17 protein-coding genes and 1 riboswitch are annotated in these 21,982 nt (G+C 32.8%); of the genes, 3 read left to right on the top strand and 14 right to left on the bottom strand.

Annotated elements, in window-relative coordinates; translation table 11 throughout:
• Positions 1–55: 55 nt before the first annotated feature.
• From ACWA1B_RS04770 to ACWA1B_RS04725, 10 genes are all read right to left on the bottom strand, one after another.
• A complete protein-coding gene (locus tag ACWA1B_RS04770) occupies positions 56–556 on the bottom strand; it encodes an RDD family protein (protein WP_456904688.1) in 501 nt (166 codons plus the stop codon).
• A 69-nt stretch (positions 557–625) separates the two neighbouring features.
• On the bottom strand, positions 626–1,138 hold the full coding sequence (locus tag ACWA1B_RS04765; RefSeq protein ID WP_456904687.1) for an alpha/beta hydrolase: 513 nt from the start codon (positions 1,136–1,138) through the stop codon (positions 626–628).
• A 93-nt stretch (positions 1,139–1,231) separates the two neighbouring features.
• The gene (locus ACWA1B_RS04760; protein ID WP_456904686.1) at positions 1,232–2,404 is read right to left on the bottom strand and encodes a trans-sulfuration enzyme family protein; all 1,173 of its coding nucleotides are present in this window, start codon (positions 2,402–2,404) and stop codon (positions 1,232–1,234) included.
• 139 nt (positions 2,405–2,543) lie between these two features.
• Positions 2,544–2,969, bottom strand: coding sequence for an OsmC family protein (locus ACWA1B_RS04755; RefSeq protein ID WP_144337562.1), 426 nt, complete (start codon positions 2,967–2,969; stop codon positions 2,544–2,546).
• Between the two features lie 69 nt (positions 2,970–3,038).
• Complete coding sequence (gene thrA, locus ACWA1B_RS04750; protein WP_456904685.1) at positions 3,039–5,453, bottom strand: bifunctional aspartate kinase/homoserine dehydrogenase I; 2,415 nt, start codon at positions 5,451–5,453, stop codon at positions 3,039–3,041.
• A gap of 1 nt (position 5,454) precedes the next feature.
• Entirely contained in the window at positions 5,455–6,438 is a 984-nt protein-coding gene (locus ACWA1B_RS04745) for an alpha/beta fold hydrolase (protein ID WP_456904684.1), read from the bottom strand.
• Between the two features lie 79 nt (positions 6,439–6,517).
• A riboswitch (SAM riboswitch) is annotated at positions 6,518–6,626 on the bottom strand.
• Positions 6,627–6,814: 188 nt separating this feature from the next.
• Positions 6,815–7,015 carry a hypothetical protein gene (locus ACWA1B_RS04740; protein ID WP_320569758.1) on the bottom strand — a complete coding sequence of 67 codons (201 nt, stop codon included), beginning with the start codon at positions 7,013–7,015 and terminating at the stop codon, positions 6,815–6,817.
• 559 nt (positions 7,016–7,574) lie between these two features.
• Positions 7,575–8,663 carry a homoserine dehydrogenase family protein gene (locus ACWA1B_RS04735; RefSeq protein WP_456904683.1) on the bottom strand — a complete coding sequence of 363 codons (1,089 nt, stop codon included), beginning with the start codon at positions 8,661–8,663 and terminating at the stop codon, positions 7,575–7,577.
• A gap of 247 nt (positions 8,664–8,910) precedes the next feature.
• Positions 8,911–10,215 (bottom strand): O-acetylhomoserine aminocarboxypropyltransferase/cysteine synthase family protein, encoded by a 1,305-nt coding sequence (locus ACWA1B_RS04730; RefSeq protein ID WP_456904682.1) that lies wholly within the window; start codon positions 10,213–10,215, stop codon positions 8,911–8,913.
• Positions 10,216–10,291: 76 nt separating this feature from the next.
• Positions 10,292–10,477, bottom strand: coding sequence for a hypothetical protein (locus tag ACWA1B_RS04725; protein ID WP_456904681.1), 186 nt, complete (start codon positions 10,475–10,477; stop codon positions 10,292–10,294).
• Positions 10,478–11,284: 807 nt separating this feature from the next.
• Here ACWA1B_RS04725 and metK point away from each other — a divergent pair.
• Complete coding sequence (gene metK / locus ACWA1B_RS04720; RefSeq protein ID WP_035645622.1) at positions 11,285–12,535, top strand: methionine adenosyltransferase; 1,251 nt, start codon at positions 11,285–11,287, stop codon at positions 12,533–12,535.
• Between the two features lie 122 nt (positions 12,536–12,657).
• On the opposite strand, the gene ACWA1B_RS04715 is transcribed toward metK, so the two are convergent.
• The 4 genes from ACWA1B_RS04715 to ACWA1B_RS04700 all read right to left on the bottom strand — a co-directional run bounded on the left by ACWA1B_RS04715 (position 12,658) and on the right by ACWA1B_RS04700 (position 20,247).
• Positions 12,658–14,124 (bottom strand): M28 family metallopeptidase, encoded by a 1,467-nt coding sequence (locus tag ACWA1B_RS04715; RefSeq protein ID WP_456904680.1) that lies wholly within the window; start codon positions 14,122–14,124, stop codon positions 12,658–12,660.
• Between the two features lie 145 nt (positions 14,125–14,269).
• The gene (locus ACWA1B_RS04710; RefSeq protein WP_456904679.1) at positions 14,270–16,522 is read right to left on the bottom strand and encodes a hypothetical protein; all 2,253 of its coding nucleotides are present in this window, start codon (positions 16,520–16,522) and stop codon (positions 14,270–14,272) included.
• 91 nt (positions 16,523–16,613) lie between these two features.
• A complete protein-coding gene (locus ACWA1B_RS04705; RefSeq protein ID WP_456904678.1) occupies positions 16,614–19,268 on the bottom strand; it encodes a carboxypeptidase-like regulatory domain-containing protein in 2,655 nt (884 codons plus the stop codon).
• Between the two features lie 64 nt (positions 19,269–19,332).
• A complete protein-coding gene (locus ACWA1B_RS04700) occupies positions 19,333–20,247 on the bottom strand; it encodes a GLPGLI family protein (RefSeq protein ID WP_456904677.1) in 915 nt (304 codons plus the stop codon).
• A gap of 235 nt (positions 20,248–20,482) precedes the next feature.
• Between ACWA1B_RS04700 and ACWA1B_RS04695 the strand changes: the two genes are divergently transcribed.
• Positions 20,483–21,298, top strand: coding sequence for a hypothetical protein (locus tag ACWA1B_RS04695; protein WP_456904676.1), 816 nt, complete (start codon positions 20,483–20,485; stop codon positions 21,296–21,298).
• Positions 21,298–21,912: a deoxynucleoside kinase gene (locus tag ACWA1B_RS04690; RefSeq protein WP_089052568.1), complete on the top strand. Its 615-nt coding sequence runs from the start codon at positions 21,298–21,300 to the stop codon at positions 21,910–21,912. Before ACWA1B_RS04695 ends, ACWA1B_RS04690 begins: the two co-directional genes overlap by 1 nt.
• The last annotated feature ends 70 nt before the right edge of the window (positions 21,913–21,982 follow it).

Below are 21,982 nucleotides of genomic sequence, written 5' to 3'. Positions count from 1 at the left end.
TAGGCTTTTTAAATGAGAATAGTAACAGAAAGGAAATTATATTCTACTTATTCTATCAGATTACTTCGTTACTTCCGATTAAATTAAACTCTTGAAACGTTTTTATTTCTTCAACCAAGTCTTTTTTATTTACCACGTATGTATCCGAAAGAGAATCGTGCCAACCTCTTGATCCTAAATATGAAAACATATCAAAAGGTATAAATCGACAAAAAGATCGTTTTACAATGGCAGCAAAATCAGCTTTTTCACCATATTCATTAACAACAATGGTTCCTGTAATAAACTTCGCAAGCGATCTTCCAAACAATCCTTCGGTGATTAAAAAATAAAAAAAGTAGATCGTAAATATTACGATATTCCAGCCCCAATCTCCTAAACCATCCATCCACTCGCTAAGACCTGTCAATTCAAACAAACCAATAAGAACTCCTGCAAAAAGACAAAGTCCCATAAAAATAGCAATTACAAATACAGTATCTAAAATATAATTTAAAAAACGGATTCCTACGGAAGCCAACAGTCGATCATCAAGTATGTATCCAGAATTACTCATAAACTAGTTCGTTGTTTTTATTATTAATTAGGTTTGGTTATAACAAAAATATAATTTTTGACGAATGAATTACAAAAAATTACTACAAATCAAAAAAACATTCTTTTCATCTAAATACAATTGATGTTTTTGATTTTCGAGAATATGTTTTTCTATTTTTAACTTTGAAAACCATTCACTATTGGGCGAATTTAGATCCTGATCGCCAAAATAAAGTTTGATTTCACAATTAGGAATTTCAGTTTCAAATCTTAATCTTGTTGAGGAAATTGCAATTAACTTTGTTGTTTTTAATCCTTTTAATGATGCTTTCCATGCAATTGTTCCGCCAATGCTGAAAGCTAAAACAGCAACCTCGCTTTTTTCAGAAGCTAATAAATCATCAACAGCTTTTTCAATGCCTCCATTTAAAAATTGATTGTGAATTTCTTTTTCATCTGTAGAAAAATCAACCTCAGCCAATTTTAAGACATCATAATAATGAACATCAAATTTTGATTCTAAAATCTGAATATAATATTCAATCCATTCCGGATTACCTCCAAACAAATCTGATAACAAAAGCAATCTTGGTCTTGTCATATTTTCAAAACTAAAATTTATTTCAAAAAAATCCTTGATATACAAAAAAGGGCTATTTAAAAAACAGCCCCTTAATTTTATTCTATTTTGCTTTTAAGCCAATGCTTGTTTCAAATCAGCAATTACATCTTCCACAGTTTCCAAACCTACAGAAACACGAACTAAACCTTGCGTGATTCCAACAGCTAACTGATCTTCTTCAGATAACTTGCTGTGCGTTGTAGAAGCTGGATGCGTAACAATTGTTCTTGTATCTCCAATATTTGCTGATAATGAACAAAGTTGAATTGAATTCAGGAATTTTCTTCCAGCTTCGATTCCGCCTTTAATTTCAAATGCGATAATGTTTCCACCAGCTTTCATTTGTTTTTTAGCAATTTCATATTGCGGGTGCGATTTCAGAAACGGATATTTAACACTATTTACATTTGGATGGCTTTCTAAAAATTCAGCAACTTTTAATGCATTTTCGCAATGTCTGTCAACACGAACTGCTAATGTTTCTAAACTTTTTGATAAAACCCAAGCATTAAACGGAGATAAAGCAGGACCTGTATTTCTTGAAAACAAATAAATCTGTCTGATTAAATCTGCATTTCCAACTGTAACTCCTCCTAAAACACGGCCTTGACCGTCGATCAATTTTGTTGCAGAATGTATCACTAAGTGCGCTCCAAATTTAATTGGTTGCTGTAAATATGGCGTTGCAAAACAGTTATCGATAATTAAAATCAAGTTGTGTTTTTTTGCAATATTTCCTAACAATTCTAAGTCAATTACATCAACTCCAGGATTTGTAGGCGATTCTGCATATAATATTTTAGTGTTTGGCTTGATGAAACTCTCAATTGTTTCTGGCTTATTGATTTCAAAATAAGAAGTTTCGATATTCCATTTTGGAAAATAAGTCATAAACAAAGCGTGTGTAGAACCAAAAACGCTGCTTGCAGACACAATATGGTCTCCCGAATTTAATAATCCGGCAAAAGTAGAATATACCGCTGCCATTCCGGTTGCAAATGCATAACCAGATTCAGCACCTTCCATTTTGCAGATTTTTTCCACAAATTCAGTCGTATTTGGATTACTGAAACGGCTGTAAATATTTCTTTCTTTTTCTTCTGTAAAAGAAGCTCTCATATCTTCGGCATCTTCAAAAACAAAGCTTGACGATAGGTACAAAGGCACCGAATGTTCTAAATATTGAGATCTTTCTAATTGTGTTCTAATGGCCTGTGTTTCAAAACCAAATTCTTCTGTGTTCATTGTGTTGTTTTTTGTTTTTTGTTTAAAGTTTAAAGTTTAAAGTTTCAGGTTTTAAAAGCTGAAATCTAAACTAAAACAAGTCAATTATTTATGCGCAATCTGAGCATTTTCTGATTATCTAATTGACTAATTATCTAATTTATAAAGCTTCGTTGTTCAAAACAACTCTGTATTTGATTGTAGCTGTTGGTTCAACTGTTTTTGCAACGGAGCAGTATTTCTCGAAAGAAAGTTGTGCTGCTTTTTTTGCTTTTTCAGGATTGATTTCTCCTTCTAAATAAAAAACCACATCGATTTCTTTAAAAGGTTTTGCTTCTTCAATCTGAACGCGTGTTCCTTCAACCTCAGCGTTAAAAGAAGTGATTTCCTGACGCTGTTTTTTCAAAATCGAAATCATATCAATTGCGCTACATCCTGCAACGCCCATTAAAACCAATTCCATCGGGCTTGCGCCTAAATCGCTTCCGCCAAATTCAGCTCTGCTGTCAACGTCAACTACATGTCCACGTTCATTTTTTACTTTGAAATGAAATGCGTCATTTACTCTGTTTAAAGTTACTTTCATTGTGTTGTTATTTTTTTGTTTTTGTTTGAATTCAAATCTAAAATCTGAACTCTAAAATCTAAAATTCTTTTACCCTTTATCAGACAATCTCAAAATATCCCCAAAAACTCCTCGCGCTGTTACCGCAGAACCTGCACCGGCTCCCTGAATAACGATTGGACGATCTCCGTAAGATTCTGTGTAAATTTCGAAGAAAGAATCTGAACCTTTTAATCCGCCTAATGCAGTATCTTTTGGTACTGAAACTAATTTTACTTCTAGATTTCCTTTATCATTCTGCAAATCACCAGACAATTCTCCAATGTATCTTAAAACGTGATTTGGTTGTTGATCTGCTTTTATTTTCTCATAAATTGGGTCGAATTCTTTTAATTTCGTTAAGAAATCAGAAACATTTCCATCGCGTAAATGTTCGGGAATTAAATTCTGAATTGAGATTTCTTCAAACTCATTTTGCAAATCTAATTCTCTTGCCAAGATCAATAGTTTTCTTCCTACATCATTTCCGCATAAATCCTCACGCGGATCTGGTTCTGTATATCCGTTATCGATTGCTTCCTGCAGAATTTCGCTGAACGGAGCATCTTTTGCAGAGAAATTATTGAATAAATAACTTAATGTTCCAGAGAAAACTCCTTTAATTTTTGTGATGTTTTCACCAGAAAGATGCAGTAATTTAATCGTATCAATTAATGGTAAACCTGCACCAACATTGGTTTCATATAAATAATTCTTTTGATTTTCTGCCAAAGCTTTTCTCAATTCTTTATAAAAACCATACGTTAATGTATTAGCCACTTTATTTGAAGAAATCAAATCAAAACTGCTTTCAACAAGCGGAATATAGTTTTCTACGAATGATGCACTTGCCGTATTATCAATTGCAATTAAATTCTCTAAATGATGCTCATTTGCATACGCAATAATATCATTGATTGAATATTCTTCACCTTTTGTCTGAATATCGTTTTTCCAGCTTGAAGTTACGCCATTTCTGTTTAATAAAAGCTTTTTAGAGTTTGCAATTGCAAAAACGTTCAGCTTAATATCTTTACGTTTTTCAATCGCTGCCGCCGATTCTAAAATTTGATTAATCAGCGTTCCTCCAACTAATCCGTGTCCGAAAATCGCAATGTTGATTTTTTTAGAAACTCCGAAGATTTCTCCGTGAATTACGTTTAAAGCTTTATTTAGTTCTTCTTTTTTAACAACCAAACTCACATTTTTACCTGTAACCGTGTTGTTGAATAAAATCGGAACTATTTTATTTTTAATTAAAGCTGTGTAAGGCTTGTGGAAAGTACTTAAATCCTGCCCGATAATCGAAATTACAGAAACATTATCCGTAACCGTAATTTGGTTTACATCTTTAGAATAAAAGTCATTTTCAAACTCTTTTTCTAGCTCAACCATTGCAAGGGTAGCTTTGTCTTTGGCTACAACTAAACCAATTCCTCTTTCTGAAGAACCTTGCGAAATTATACTTACGCTGATGTTGTGATCACCCATTACTTTGAAAATTCTGGCATCAACTCCGGCTTTTCCAAGCAATCCGCGTCCTTCAAGATTTACTAAAGAAACATTTTCTAAAACAGAAAGCGTTTTAATTCCTTCTTTTTGAGAATTTGAAGTGATTAGAGTTCCGTGATTTTCATGATTAAACGTATTTAAAATACGAAGCGGAATATTTTTTTCCAATAAAGGAATAATAGTCTTAGCATGTAGAATTGTTGCTCCAAAATTCGCTAATTCATTCGCTTCGTTAAACGATAAATATTCGATTTTTTTAGCATCGGCAACTAAATCTGGGTTTGCCGTATAAATTCCGTCAACGTGCGTAAAATTCTGCAATTCTTCAGCATCTAAATAATTTGCAATTAACGAAGCTGTGTAATTACTTCCGTTTCTTCCTAAAGTTGTAGTGTCGTTGTTGTTATTTGAACCAATGAAACCTGTAACAATATTTACAGTTTCGCCGTTATGAAGCTTAAAATAATTGATTACGTTTTTCTTTGAAAGTTGTTCCAAAGGCTGAGCATCACCAAATTTTGAATCGGTTTTTAACAATTCTCTAGTATCAACAAAATTGGCCGGAATTCCTTTTTCAAGTAAAATTGAAGTCAATAATTTAGCCGAAAGCAATTCACCTTTCGACAAAATCTGATCTTTGATTTTGTTGCTATAATCGCCAATCAAACTAACGCCTTCGAAAAGTTTATCCAGAATATTGAATTCTTCAGATAAATCGACCTGACCATAGTCTGAGGTTTGATACGCTTTAAAACTTTCTAAAAGTGGTTTATAATTTCCGTTTTTAGCGGCAATTCTTAAAATATCTTCTAATTCATCTGTCGCGTTACCACGCGCAGAAACGACTACGGCAATTTTTTCGCCTTGATTTACTTTATCTGAAATGATTGAAACTACTTTGTTTAGTCCTTCTCCGTTTGATAACGATTTACCTCCAAATTTTAATACTTTCATTTTATTTTGCTATTGTTTCTGCCTTAAAAATATCGGCAAGTAAATGATCTAATTGTTTGTACTCGATTAAAAAAGCGTCATGTCCGTGAACCGAATCAATTTCGCTGTAAAAAACATTTTCTTTAAACTTTTTTAATTCATTATAAGTTTCCAGATTTTCTTGTGGTGTAAAAAACAAATCTGAATTGATTGCAACAATATGAATCGCTGCGTTTGATTTTGATATTAAAGTCTCGAAATCCTCACTATTTCTCGTAATATCTATGGTTTTCAGCAATTGGTTCATCAATTTGTACGACGATAATTGATAACGTTTTTGCAATTTATTTCCGTGATGCGCCAGCCAGCTTTCGATATTAAAAATGGAAAGTTCAGAATGAACAGTTCGCTTAAATTTCGCTTTGAATGATTCTGGAGATCTGTAACAAAGCATGGCATGAATTCTGGCATCTTCAACTGGTCTGGACGAATTGTTCAAAATTTGTTCCTGCAGGTAACAATTTGCAATCATCCAGTCGGTGGATTTCCAGTCGGTTGCAATCGGAATTAAATGTTCTGTGATGTTTGGTTCCAATGCCAGAATTTCCCAAGCAATTCCGCCTCCAACAGAACCACCAATTATAGCAAACACTTGTTCGATATTCAACGCTTTTAAACCTTTGATAAAAATTCTCGCGATATCTCTGGCTGTAAAATCCTGATAATTTTCGATTATAAACGAATCGCTACCATTTCCTGGAACATTAAATGCCAGAACAGTATATTTATTTGTGTCGATTGTTTTGTTGTCACCAATCAAATCATTCCACCAGCCGTTTTCGCCGGTTACTTGTGCATTTCCTGTCAAAGCATGATTAACCAAAACAATTGGAGCGGTATGCAAAGGCAAACCAGAAAGCGTAAAACTTAACGGTAATGATGAAAATAGCGCACCACTCTCTGTGATGAAATTATTAATTATGATGGGATTTGGTATATTTTCCAATTTCAAATCTTTTTATTATTGATTTGTATGTGGAAATATTAGAAAGAAAGTCTAGAGTTTGAAACTAGAAAAATTCTTGTTGTTATCTTTCCACGTTTGGGCGTGGTAGAATGCAGCACCTTCTTCGAATTAACGAAGGGTTGCTAAGGATTCATCGGGTCTAATCCCTCCTCCTTTCTTTATAACATTTCAATACGTTTTTGAACTTAAAGATGCAAATTAACTACTAATTTCTTAAACAAACAAATTTTATCGAAACTGATTCCTCAATTTCTTAAACATACTTCAATCAGAATTTATTATACGCAAAAAATTACCGAACAAATTGCCCAGTAAAATTAAGCGGGTTTTACCCTATTTTATGATGCTTTTTGATTTAGATAAAAAGCGTTTCATTTTCTTTTGAATACATCAAAAACAATAAAGAATTTGGTTCTTTTTTAACTTCTTTTTTATCCGTTTCTGTTATTCCGAAGCTTGGATGAATTAATTCATTTGTTGGCGGCGGATTGTTTCTTTCATTTTTGATGTTTTTGAAAGTTGAGATTTTTTTTCTTAAGTAGTTTAATGTGCTCATGATATTTAAGTTTAAGTTAGTTTGCGTTTTATAATATTTACTTTTTCTTTAATTTTTTGTTATGTTAACCAAGATGAATAAAAAAACCCTTTTGGATTTTTAATACCAAAAGGGTCTAAGTTTTTATAGAACTTATATATACTTTTAGTATCAACAGACGCGTACACAAATACGTGCGACGTTAAACATCTTGTTCATCTGTAGGGATTTATTCATCTGTGATTTGACTTTTATTTTAAAAAATTCTTGCATTTAATTCTCTTAATAAGCTTTCAGATTTGATTAAGATCTAAAAGCGATAAATCATTTATTTAACATTTAAACATCTGTTTTTTAACAGATCTTACTTGTCTTACAAATTTGCAACTTTTTTTTTAATATTCCAAGTTACAAAAGCCTAATTTTTCTAAAAAAACGTTAAAAAACATCTTTTTATCGTCAAAAAACATCTTACAAAATCAAGATTCAATAAAAATACAGTATTGTCTTACAAAAAATAAACTAACTTTTTCTGTTTCAATCTGTCAAAGAACTTTTTTTCTTAATATTAAAAAACCACTTATAGCCAGACTGCTTCTTTATTTTTAATTTTGTCAGCTACTTTTAAAATATCGGTTATAATTCCTCTCGAAATTGCTTGTTTACATGGTGACGCTCCTTGTATAACAATTGGAACATCTGCATAAGATTGGGTATAAATTTCGAAAATCGCATCTGCTCCTTTTAATTGTCCAATTGCAGATGTTACAGGTTCAGAAACCAATTTTACTTCCAAAGTATTTTTTTCGACATCAAATTCGCCCACATATCGCAAAACATGATTTTCTGCTTGAGTGATTTTTGCAATTTTATACGATCGATCGACTGCCTCCTTATTTAGTATTCCATTTTTTTCCAGATGTTCTTCTCTTATTATCGAATTGATTTTTATATCCGATAATTCAAATTCTTTTCCGATTTCACGGGTCAGGATCAGCAATTTTCTAGCGGTATCATTTCCTGATAAATCTTCTTTAAAAGTCGAACGCATTAATCCAAGAAGGCTGGCATCTTTCAAAATTGACGAAAAAGAATTTTCTTCAGCCGAAAATCGGTTAAATACATAACTTAAATGATCTGAAAAAACGCCTCTGATCTTCGTGATTTTTTCGCCCGAATAATACAAATCTCTCAAGGTCTGCAAAACCGGAAATCCTGTATCAACCGATGTTTCATACAAAAACTCTTTGTCGTATTTTTTTAGATTTTCTCTCAGCTGTTTATAAAGATCTATTGGGAGTGTATTGGCTTTCTTATTTACCGCAACAATATTAAATCCGTTTTCGATCAATGTATTGTAATGACTTATTAGTTCGTCGCTCGCAGTAGCATCAACGGCTATTAAATTTTCGAATTCGTTTTCTTTTGCAAATGCTATAATATCTTCCACTCTGAAAGGCACGGCTAATTCTCTGAAATTGGTTTCCCATGAATACCCCACGCCTTCTTTTTCGAAAAAAGCAACGGTTGAATTCGTTATTATCGGAAAATGAAAATCGACATTTTTACTTTGCAGAAAAAATTCCTGACTTTCAATAATCTGATTGATCAGTGTGCTTCCGATATTTCCAATCCCAAAAAGAATAATATTTATTTTAAGCTTTGACATAATTTTAATTTTTTAAAACATATCTAATTTTATTGAACCATATAAGTAATATAATTTCATTTAATAGCAACGTTTATAGTATAGACATCTCGTGTTTCGCGTTAGACGCACTGCGGTGCGTCTCTATTGAATGAAATTTTATTACTTATATGGTTAAAATTTTATTTTGAAATCTTTTTTCATAAAAAATCACCCTTAGCGGCACCACACCGCTAAAGGCAATTTTTCAAACAAAAAACAAAAAAACCTAATTTTTATTGATACTGTATTGCGCTAATGTCACGCTTTCAAAAACCGCTTTTAAATCGGCGATTAAATCTTCAATATCCTCGATTCCAACAGAAAGTCGGACTAAATCTTTAGAAACACCCGTTACCAATTGATCTTCCTCAGACAATTGCTGGTGCGTTGTGCTTGCTGGATGTATAATCAATGATTTTGTGTCGCCAATATTGGCTAATAATGAGAACAATTTGGTTTCATCTACCACTTTTTTCGCCGCATCAAAACCGCCTTTTAATCCAAAAGTGATAATACCGCTTTGTCCTTCAGGAAGATATTCCTTCGCTAAATCATAATATTTATTGGATTTCAAACCTGGATAATTTACCCAAACTACCTCATCTTGTTTTTCAAGCCATTCAGCCAAGGCCAAAGCATTTTCGCTGTGTTTTTTAATTCGGATTGGCAACGTTTCCAATCCCTGAATAATCTGAAAAGCATTAAACGGACTCAAAGCTGCGCCAAAATCACGCAAACCTTCAATTCGTGCTTTTGCAATAAAGGCTGCATTTCCTAAAGCTTCATGATATACTAATCCGTGATATCCTGCGGAAGGTTCTGTAAATTCAGGGAATTTTCCGTTAGACCAGTCAAAAGTTCCGGCATCAATAATAGCACCTCCTAATGACGTTCCGTTTCCGGCAATATATTTTGTTAAGGAATGAATCACAATATCGGCACCATATTTAATAGGGTTTAATAAATAAGGTGTCGCAACTGTATTATCTACTATAAAAGGCACTTTGAATGCTTTGGCTTCCGCCGAAATTCCTTTTAGATCCAAGACATCTAATTTTGGATTTCCTAAAGATTCTACAAAGAAAGCTCGGGTGTTTTCTTTTGCTGCTTTAGTGAAGTTTTCTGGTTTTGAAGGATCTACAAAAGTCGTTGTAATTCCTAATCGCGGTAATGTCACACTTAATAAGTTATAAGTTCCGCCGTATAAACTGTTTGATGCCACAATATGATCTCCTGCTCTTAACAAAGTCAATAAAGTTGTTGAAATTGCCGATGCTCCAGATGCTGTAACTACAGCTCCAATACCGCCTTCAAGTGCAGCTAGCCTCTGTTCTAAAACATCATTTGTTGGGTTATTTAATCTTGTGTAAATAAATCCGGCTTCAGCAAGACCAAATAAATTCGCAGCATGATCACCATTATTAAACACATATGCTGAAGTCTGATAAATAGGCACTGCTCTTGTTCCTGCATTTTTAGTAACATCGTGTCCTGCGTGTAGTGCGTTTGTTGCAAATTTTTGTGTACTCATGATTTCTTAATTTTTTAAATATTGTTGATACTATATTATATTGATATTGTTTTTTGAAATTGATGTTGAAACTCCTTTAAACAAAAAAGCTTTCTTGTTCTTCGAGATCATACATTTGGAATAATAATGATCTTTGAGCTTTTATCTTCTGCTCTGCATTTATTCGTACAACTTCTCTAGTTATATCTTCTGATTTATTATTATTTTTCTGAGAATCGTTTCTCAATAAATACTCTATTGCGATTGAATTTAGTGTTTTCATAATTTGAAAATTTAAGTGTTGAAATTAAAAAAGCCCTTTCGGATGGCTACCAAAAGGGCTTTTAGTTCTAACTAAAACCAAGATTTAACTTTTACTTTTGGCAACAGCAAATTGGGATGCACATTTGCATCATCTGACAGCACATCACCATATTATTTGCTATTGTTTTCATTTATATAATAATTTAAATTGTTTCTTTTTTAAATTCGACTAATTCGATAGAGTAAATGTAATAAGTATTTTTTTAACCACCAAATTAAAAGTCAAATTTTCTTGTTATTTTTTTTCTTCATAATAAACACAAGTCTTTTTTAAACTTTCTATTTTTCATTTTGAGCAAAAAAAAACCTCTGCGATCTGCAGAGGTTCTATATCTATTTTTGAAAAAAACTTACAACAGAGTCCCTGCGGATAATTCCGGCACCATACAAGACATCATATTGCAAACTATTAATTTCATTTGTTTCTTTTTGTTTTAACGAGGCAAAGTTGCGAACTATTTTTGATTCGACCAAACAAAAAGGAAAATATTTTCCATTACCCTATCAAATTAATATACTTCTGTTAAATTTCTCTTTAAAAAAATAAAAAAAGTTGAACTTTAATTTGCAAATCAAAATGGTTTTATACCTTTGCACCCGAATACAGAGGAAAAATTTGAACTGATTGCAACCTCTTCATAATGAAATGGTTCGTTATGAGTGCCGAAGGATTAATTTCGGCAGTAAAAAATGCTAAAGCAGAAACTCTCCTTTAGCCCTTTTTAGCAATTATTTTCCTCAATTAATTTTAATTTAATACATTATTATGGCTTATTTATTTACGTCAGAATCTGTTAGTGAAGGGCATCCAGACAAAGTTGCAGATCAAATTTCGGATGCATTAATTGACAACTTTTTGGCATTTGACGCTGATTCAAAAGTAGCTTGTGAAACATTAGTTACAACAGGTCAGGTTATTTTAGCAGGTGAAGTTAAATCGAATACTTATCTTGATGTTCAGCAAATTGCACGTGAGGTAATCCGTAAAATTGGATATACTAAAAGTGAATATATGTTTGAAGCGAATTCTTGTGGAATTCTTTCAGCAATTCACGAGCAGTCTGCAGACATTAACCAAGGTGTTGACAGAGCTAAGCCAGAAGAACAAGGTGCAGGAGATCAAGGAATGATGTTTGGTTACGCTACAAACGAAACTGAAAACTTCATGCCATTGGCACTTGATTTATCTCATAAATTATTACAAGAGTTAGCTATTTTAAGACGTGAAAACAAAGAAATCACCTATTTACGTCCAGATGCTAAATCTCAGGTAACTTTAGAATACAGCGACGATAACAAACCAACTCGTATTGACGCGATTGTTATCTCAACTCAACATGATGATTTTGATGAAGAAGCTACAATGTTGGCTAAAATCAAAAAAGATATTATCGAAATTCTTATTCCTAGAATTATCGCTAAAAACCCAGAACACGCACATTTATTCAACGATAAAATCAACTACCATATTAACCCAACAGGAAAATTCGTTATTGGAGGACCTCACGGAGATACTGGTTTAACAGGAAGAAAAATTATCGTTGATACTTACGGTGGAAAGGGTGCTCACGGTGGTGGCGCATTCTCTGGAAAAGATCCAAGTAAAGTGGACAGAAGTGCTGCTTATGCAACGCGTCATATCGCTAAAAACTTAGTTGCTGCAGGTGTTGCTGATGAAATCTTAGTTCAGGTTTCTTACGCAATTGGAGTTGCTGAGCCAATGGGTATTTTCATTGAAACTTATGGAACTTCTAAAGTAAACTTAACTAACGGTGAAATCGCTAAAAAAGTAGAAGCTATCTTTGATATGCGTCCTTACTTTATCGAGCAACGTTTAAAATTAAGAAACCCAATTTATAGCGAAACTGCTGCTTACGGACACATGGGACGTAAACCAGAAACAGTTACTAAAACTTTCTCTGCCCCAGGTGGAAATGAAAAAACAGTTACTGTTGAATTGTTTACATGGGAAAAACTTGATTTTGTTGACCAAGTTAAAGCTGCATTTGGATTGTAATTTTAGACTACTTAGACTAACTTAGATTGTTAGATTTTTTGACAACTAGTTTATTCTTAAATATAAAAAGACCCGATTTCAAAAATTAGAAATCGGGTCTTTTATTTTTATCAAATTGTCTTTTATCTTTCCAATTTTACATCTGGTAATGTTTTTGGACGATTTGCATCGTTTGACAAAATCCAGCCTGTGCGGTACATCCATTCTGTCATTTTGCGAAGTTTTACGTAATCAATATTTTCAGATTCATCCATTGGCGTGTGATATTGACTGTGCAGTACACTTGTAAAGAAAACCGCAGGAATACCTTTTCTTGCGTAAGGCAAATGATCGGAACGGAAGTAGAAATATTCTGGATGTTCTGGTCTGTCCCAAAGTTTATCTAAATCAAATTTTGGCCCTTCATCATTTGCTTTTTTCGCAATTGCTACCAAATCAGATGAATTTTCGTGAGGAGAACTTGAACCTAATAAAGCCGCTTGATTTACATTGTTTCTTCCAATCATATCACCATTTAAAACTGCTACGATATCTTTCTCTAGAACTGTTGGATGCGCTGCATACCATCTTGATCCTAACAAACCACGTTCTTCAGAACCATGAAAAACAAATAAAGCAGTTCTTTTTCCTGGTTGTTTTTTATATGCTCTTGCAATTGCCAACATCGCTACACAAGTACTTGCATTATCATCTGCTCCATTGTAAATAGAATCCTGACCGTATTTTTGACGCACTCCATCATGATCTTGATGTCCGCTGAAGAGCACATATTCATTTTTCAATTTAGGATCTGTTCCGGCAATTGTACCCACAACATTTACTGAAGGATATTTGTATGTTTCAGAAACCACTTCAGTGGACAAAACATCTTTAGTAGTCTTTAAATATTCTAATTGATCGCCGTGTACCCAAAAAACCGGCATTGTTGCTCCAATTTTATCACGGAAACCTTCAATTCCGTAAATTCCTCTTGTCATTTGTGGTTCAACCTGAGACCAGCTCTGTTCAGCTAGTTCATCAGCAACCATAATAAGTGCCACGGCACCTTTTTTAACAACAAGATCGTAGTATTTATTTCGAACTAAACCAGGATATCTTCTGTCAAAAAGCGAAATATCATCCGCAATTCCTTCTTTTGAAGCTAATAAAACAACTGCTTTTCCTTTAATATCGGCTTTTTCAATTTCTTCTTTTGTTGCTGCTCCTAAATAAACTAAAGAACCTTCAACTTTTATGTTAGTCGTTTCTGCTACCAAAACATCCTTCCATAGTTTATATTCTTTTTGGCCAATTTTAAACTTTGTATTTGGCGTTACCTGATGCCTGTATAAATCAAAAAATTGAAAATACGTTCCGTCGTCTCCAGCTGGAGCCATTCCGGCTTCTTTAGCTTTATTGGCAAGCCACATCGACACTTTTAATTCATCAAGCGTTCCAGCTTCACGACCGTTGAAGTGGTCGCCGGCCATTTGATACATATCGGTTCTAAGATCTTTATCAGTTATTGCCGCAACTAATGGTTTTTTAACTGCCTGTGCAAAAGTCATTGCTCCAGAGGCAAGGAAACCAAGGATCATTTTGTTTTTCATACATTTTAATTTTATAATCCAAACTTAATGAATTCAAGGCAAAAACTTTGATTTTTTAACATCAAAAACAGCAATTAGCAATGATTAATAAAGAACAATAGCCGTCCATACAGACAGCCATTGCATTTTTCACAAGTATGAAATTTTAATATGTTCCGTTTTTCATTTTGGTCAAAGTTTCCTGAATATCAGTTGCTGTTTCAGGCTCCGTAACCGTATTCAAATATTTAACTGCCAAAGTCTGTGTTTCAATCGCTTTTTGTTTCTGACCATCTTTGTAATACAAGTGTGCCAAAGTATCTAAATAGTACGGATTATTCTTGGTCACAACTAAACTATATTCCGACCATTTAATGGCTTCCTTTAAAAAACTAGCATTTTGTGGCTGCAGCACTACAGACCATGCAGCATTATTACAAAGATTTGAATGATAATCTTTAAAAGAATTCCATCCATCATAAGCATATGACGAAGATGAATCTAAAGCCGAAAACATTGCATCTAATTTTTCAATTGGACTAGATGACGTTAAATTAGAATCAAAATAGGTGCTGAACTCTTTTAAGAAATCGATGTTTGAATCGGTTGCATCTTCTGCATTATTTAAATATTGGAAATAATTACTGTATGATTCAAAATTTCCTTTTCCTAAAGCAATGATCTTTTTATAAACCGAAATATTCTTATCCTTATTTATATCTGAAGAAGATTTTTCCTGAGCAATATAAGTATTAGCTTGCAATGCCGATGAAATTTCAGAAATTACATTTCCTAAATTATGAACTTCGCCTTCCTTATTATTAAACCCTAAACGATTCTCTTCAATTTTATCTGCATGCTTTAAAAGGTAATCGATAGAAAGAAAGTCAGTATCATTCAAAACTCGTTCTTCATTAAAAAGTTGCTTTGTAAAACCTTGATTTTTGACTTCTCTTAAAATGGTTTCAACCAAATACATATCTGGTTTTGAATCTTTTTGGTGCGATTCAATCAAGTTTTTCCAAGTTTGAGCAACTTCTTTTTTATCTGATGAAATTTTAGTCAGCACAAATTCTGTAGAATTGGCAACTTCTGTTCCATAATCCGAATCGTAATCGTATGAAATTTCCAAAACCGCAGCCCTATTAAATGCTCTGATCAAATCTGCATCCTTCGCTTTTTTATTTTTGAATGTCTTATTTATGTTTACAAAAGCATTCGCGCGCTGCAATTTTTTATATAAATCACCATAATATCCAAACTGATAACTCTTGTCTGATAAATCAGATTTTGCCGATGCCAAAATATCTCCCTCACCATTTAAAACCAATATGCTTGGATCATTTGTTATCTTATTGTTTTTGAGCCACTTTTTATCATCAGCGCCAGCCAAATAATAATTGTAAACATCATATACAGGATTATATGCATCATACATATTATAAGCTGTCTGTGTTTCCTGATCTTTTACAAAGGCAGCAAAATTTTCTTTTACAGCTTTATCTTTGCTATTCGTATAAAACACTAAAAATTTGAGTTTTGCTTCTTTTGTTGCTGCCAAAGCATTTTTTAAATTATTCTCTATTTTTAATTTAAAATCATATTGCGCAGGAAGTGCAGGAGGTGCAACTGTATAATCTGTTACGGCGGCGCTACTGTCAACAACTATAGGTTCAAAACCAAAGTCTTCAGTAGCTAAAACAACTTCTTTGCCTGGATAAGTCCAATTAGAAATTATTTGACTTTCAACAGGTATTACTTTTTTTTCCTTTGCAGGTTGTGGATCTTTTTCATTTAAAAACACTAAAGGATTTTTACCGGCAGGCTCCGAAATTTTCAATTCATTTGTTTTTCTATCGAAAAAACCACCAATTTTCAAATCACCTAATGGCGCAAACTCGTAAGTAACCGCTACTTCTGAAATATCTTTTGGCAAAGCATATTTACAAATGTTGCTTTTTCCATCATAATCCTCATAAACCAAATACAAGTAATTTGTTTTTTCAATTTCAAACTCTAAATCTGTTTTTTCCCAATTTGGGTCTGTCTTGGTTTTGATGTCCGATAATCTTTGATAAACAACATCTTCGGTCCCATTTTGAGTTCCAATATAAAAGGAATAGTAAGACGAGTCTGGAAACTTGATTTTAATTTTTTTTGCCTTTTTATCGGTTGCAAAAGCAAGATTAAAATTACTTTCTGATTTTTCTTTTTGAATAAAAATTAAAGAATCGCCTTTAATTTCATAATTACCTGTGTAAAAAACCAACTCGTATTTATTATCATCTAATAAATTCAGTTTGATTTTTCCGCCTTTATTTGTCGATAAATAAGTTCCTTTTTCTATTCCTTTCACTTGACAAAATGAATAAGAAATTCCTGTAATCACGAGTAATACACTCCACACAAACTTGCGCATGACTATTTTTTTTGCTGTTAATAATTTCAAGCAAAGATATTCGATTATTATCGAAACAAGTCATTAAATTGATGATTTAGCAATTAAAATACTACAAATTGTATTTCATTGAAAAGATGATGTAACGAGGCTGGACAGTGTATTGTGAAACTCGTGTAGAAAACTGCGAAAAACTGTCATCATTCAAATAAGTTGTATTTAATATGTTCGTCGCCGAAATTTTATATTCCCATTTGCTGTCCTTTTTTTGGTAAACCAAACTGGCGCTTAAAAAATCATATTCATTATCTACCGTTTTGTTTCCATTATAATAATGGTAGAATTCATATTCCGAAACAAATGAAAAACTGTTCCAGAAATAATAATCTAATCTTGCAAAAGGTTTGTCTGTATAATAAGTCGAACCGCTGTATTGATTAATTAAGGCATTATATCCAAGTTCTAAATTTGGTAAGTTTTTATAATTTGTCGCTGCTTTTACAGTATAACTCTGGACAAAACTTTCTGTTGTTGCCAAAACATTATTCTGAATATTATTGAATTTCGACCAATTCAGACTTACTGTTGCTGATGCTTTATAATTTTTCAAGAAAGAACGTCCGTAACTTCCCATTCCGCTTAAAGTCTCATCGGCTAAATTAGAATTGTAAGGAACTGATGATTGGTTGATTCCATCAAAATTAGCTTTCGTTTTAATGGCATCTACTTTTTTAGTGTATGTTGCATTGGCAAAAATATTTTCAAAATTGAACATATTGTATTTAAAATAACGAAGCGAATGTACTTGCGAAGTTGCATTTTCCAAGAAACGGTTTCCTCTGAACAAACTGCTGTAATCAGACAAAACATAACCTGCCGCCAATTGATTTATATCTGTAAAATCATTTGACAAAGAGAAGTTGTACGTCAACGTTTCCGATTTTTTGATTTGATATAAAGCAAAGAAATCAGGAAGTACTTTGGTAAAACTTTGAGAATAATCTGTTCCCAGTTGCCCGTTTGTCATTTTATAGGTATGCAAACTTACTCCTGGTGTCAACGTAAATTTTCCTGTCAGGATCTTATAATGAAATCCAATAAAAGTATCATTAAATCTATAATCAACATCATTATTGTTTTCTGCGGCATTTAAGTCATTTTTATTGCCATTATCGAGCATCTGAAAAATATGCGAATTAAAATTTTGGTAGGAATACGTATTTCCTAAAGTAACATTGAAATTGCTTTTTGGCGTTACCATATAATAGTAATCCAGTTTTGCATCTAATTTATTTGTTTTTACAAAACGATCCTGATTCAAATCATTTCGGTTTTGTCCTGAAATATATCCGGCCAAATCAAAAGGTTGCGAACGCAGGTTGGCATTATAAAACGGATTTTCGTCCTGATACAAATGTTGTGCTTCAAAAGCAAAAATGTTTTTGTCACTTTGTGTATAATACAAGCTCAAATTCTGATTTACTGAAGTTGGATCTTGTTTCTTTTGAGTCAAGATAGTTTCAACTGCCGAAACATTATTCACCACCGATTCTCGAAGCAAATCGGTATCTTCATTTTGTTTTGACAACTTGGTTAAGATGTCGTAATCGAACTGAAATTTATCACTTGGTTTGTAACTCGAACTCAATTTAAAAAGTCCCAAGTTATTTTTTTGATGCGTCATTTCATCACGTTTCTGCTGATCTCCAGAATCTAAAATTGTTGTTTGTGATTTGGTTTCTAAATCTGTTTTTGAAACCGAAAGAATTCCGAAACCGCTAATATTCCAAGCTTTTGTGGGATTGTAAGAGAAATTCGTTGCGCCGAATTTAGTTTCAATTTCCTTAGCACGATTGTTTCTTAAAACCGAAATTCCTAAATCATTTGACGAAACATTAAAATTACTTCCACCCTTTTTCATCATATTTTTGAAGCCACCTGTAAACTTGAAATAATCCTGTGCCGTCAGCGGTAATTCGCCAATGTTATTAAAATTGGTAATTAAATTGATACTGTATTTTGGACTGTAATAAAATAATTTCGGATTAATAATATAGCGGCTGTCTAGCTCGGCAACTCCTACACCAGCAGTAACATCCCCAAACCAAAAATTCTTTTTGCCCGATTTCAGTTTAATGTTCATGGCCACATTATCCTGATCGTTTTCTAGACCCTTTAATTGGCTAACTTCATTATAGTTTCTCAGAACCTGAACTTTATCAATAGCATCGGCCGGAATGTTTTTTACGCCAAGTTTAGTGTCTCCGTCAAAAAAATCTTTTCCTTCCACCATCAATTTGCTGACTTTTTTCCCTTCAACTTCGATTTCTCCATCGGCATTTACCTCAACGCCGGGCAATTTTTTCAAAACATCTTCCAACTTTTTTTCTGTCCCAGATTTAAAAGAATCAGCATTATAAACAATTGTGTCGCCTTTTATAGAAACCGGCATTTCACGAACAATTTCAACACCTTCAAGTTCTATTCCGGCGCCGTCCATAACGATATTCTGAACAATATTTTCTGTATTGGTCGAAATCGCCATTTCTTTAGATTTCATTCCCAGATAACTTATTTTAACGGTGTAAGAAGTATTTGGCTTCAAAGTCAGCTGAAATTTCCCTTTATCATTTGTGATACCATAAGAATCCATTGCTTTGGTTCCGTTGTTTACAGCCATAATATTAGCCATTTCCAACGGATTTTTTTGTTCGTCCTGAATAACGCCATCAAAACGGACACTTTGCGCAAAAGATATCGAGGTCATTAAAAAAATGACAAAAAAAAGTATATTTTTCATGGAGAAAATCTAAAAGATGATGTGCTTACAATTATCGTCTGATCAATACAGGACCACCGCCAGGACCACCTTCACGACCGCGGTTCATTTCTCTAAACTCTTCCATTTTTTTGATTACAGTTTCATCGTAATCTTTCTGAGAGATTGTTTTTCCTTTTGTAGGCGCTTTTATTTCGACTTTGTCTTTGGCATTCAAGACAATTTTCGAACATAAAATAGTTGTTCTTCCGTCATTTACCTCTAAAATTAAACCCGGAAGACCCCAATAATTTTCTGGACCTTGATTAATTGGAATTTCTGGAGAATACCAAGCTGTTATAATAATTTCTTTAGGGATTTCGAAGTTATCCTGAAAGTTCGTTTTAGTTTCACCCGAAGTTTTCTTTGCATCCTCTTTTTTCTCTTCCGGTTTTTTATCATCAGCATTTTTTGGCCTGAAATTTCTAAAATCAGTTTTGCTTGCTTCTTTTACCGCTGTTGCTTTGTAACAAGTATAACCACCAATTATTTTGGTTTCAGATTCCATTTTCCAATTTAATTTTGGCAAAGAATCGACCACTAGAAATTCTTTCCCCATAAACTCTTTGTCAACCGTATACGATTTGCTTTTTACATTTTTATAAAAAGTACCTCCGCCTCCCATGAAGGAATTCATCATAATACGCATTCCTCCTCCTTGTTGTCCAGGAGTTTCTAGTTTTTCTTCTTCTTTATATATAGAAGCCGATTTATCAAAATTTAAAACAAAAGTCTTTTCAAGCATTTTTTTCATTCGCTCTTCCATGTTTTTTTGCATTTCGGGCGTAATATCTCTATTGGCACGCATTCCATCCATTTTTGGAGCCTGCGTTTTTGACTCATAAACGGCCATTCCCTGAAAATCTTTTTGCGCCTGCATTTGAGTAAACACAAGCATTAAAGACATATAAAAAATCACTTTTTTCATTTTCATTTTATTTTAAATTGCGTAAATCGTATAAAATTTACACTCAAATGTATTATTATTTTTAAAATACCAAAAATATAATATATCAATGCTTTGAAGACATAGACAGAATATGCTATTTTTTAGACTATTACGATTGCAAAAGGTTTAAATGGTAAAATCATCAAAATCTCTTCTTTTTAAACTTTTATCGTGAGGTTTTTTGTAATTTGGCACGACCGAAACCCAAAAAATCATGAGTAAAACAGCAATAAATATTTTATTTTTCTTTTTAATTGCTGCTTTCCCGACTCTTCTTTCGGCACAAAATTCAAAAATAAATACAGTCCAAATTTCTCATTTAAGCAATACTGCTGATGAATATTTAGGTCAAGATTCATTTGGATTTAATTATCAGATCAGCAATAATGTTTTCAGTAAATTTAAAGGAAGTGAGGTTTTTGAATACAAAAATGTCTCTTTAGGAAGAATCACAAAAACTGACTTGCAAAATCCACTGAAAATAGTTTTGTATTACGAAGATTTCAATACTGTTGTCTTGCTTGACAATCAGCTGAACAAAATTACCGAAATCAATTTTTCATTAAATACAACTCCAATTGTGGTGAACGCCATCGGAATGTCAACTCAGAATCGATTATGGATTTACAATGCCCTTAATCAGCAAATCGGGTTGCTTGATTATTTAAAAAATGAGTACAAAACGGTTTCGATTCCCTTAACAGAATCTATAAAACATTATCAGACGGATTTCAATACTTTTTATTGGATCGATAAAAAAAACAATTGGTTTTCCTGTGATATTTTCGGAAAAATTACAAGTCTTGGGAATGTTGCAGATTTTGATAAAATCGAAATAATTGATGCTCAAAAGTACATTTTCAGCAAAGGTAACCGGTTGTATTTAAGAGACATTAACAAGGAGAAAACGGCTATAATTTCTGAAATTGAAATTTTAGAAAAATCGTTTGACAATTTCTATTACAAAGACCAAATTTTATCTATTTTTACAGCTAAAGAAATTGTAAATTATAAAATCGTAACACCGTAATGCACATAGCAATAGCAGGAAATATAGGCGCAGGAAAAACAACCTTGACCAAATTATTAGCCAAACACTTTAAATGGGAACCTCATTATGAAGATGTGGTTGATAATCCGTATTTAGACGATTTTTATCACCAGATGGAACGCTGGTCATTTAATTTACAAATCTATTTCTTAAATAGCCGTTTCCGCCAGGTGCAGCAAATTCGCGAAAGCGGCAAAAAAATCATTCAGGATAGAACGATTTATGAAGATGCTTATATTTTTGCTCCCAATTTATACTCAATGGGTTTAATGACAAGCCGTGATTTTGAAAACTATACTTCTTTATTTGAATTGATGGAATCTTTAGTAAAAGCTCCAGATTTATTGATTTATTTAAGAAGTTCTATTCCAAATCTTGTTGGGCAAATTCACAAACGGGGACGTGAATACGAAAACTCAATTTCAATCGATTATTTAAGCCGACTAAACGAAAGATACGAAGCCTGGATCCAGACATATACTAAAGGAAAACTATTAATTATTGACGTTGACAATATTAATTTTGTTGACAATCCTGAAGATTTAGGAAACATTATTAATAGAATTGATGCCGAATTAAACGGATTGTTTTAAAACACAGATTTCATAATTTAAACGAAATACAAAATGCCTCTAAAAAATTATTAGAGGCATTTTCTTTTGA

The organism is Flavobacterium xizangense (assembly GCF_054075145.1).
This window is presented reverse-complemented; position numbering and strand designations above follow the sequence as displayed.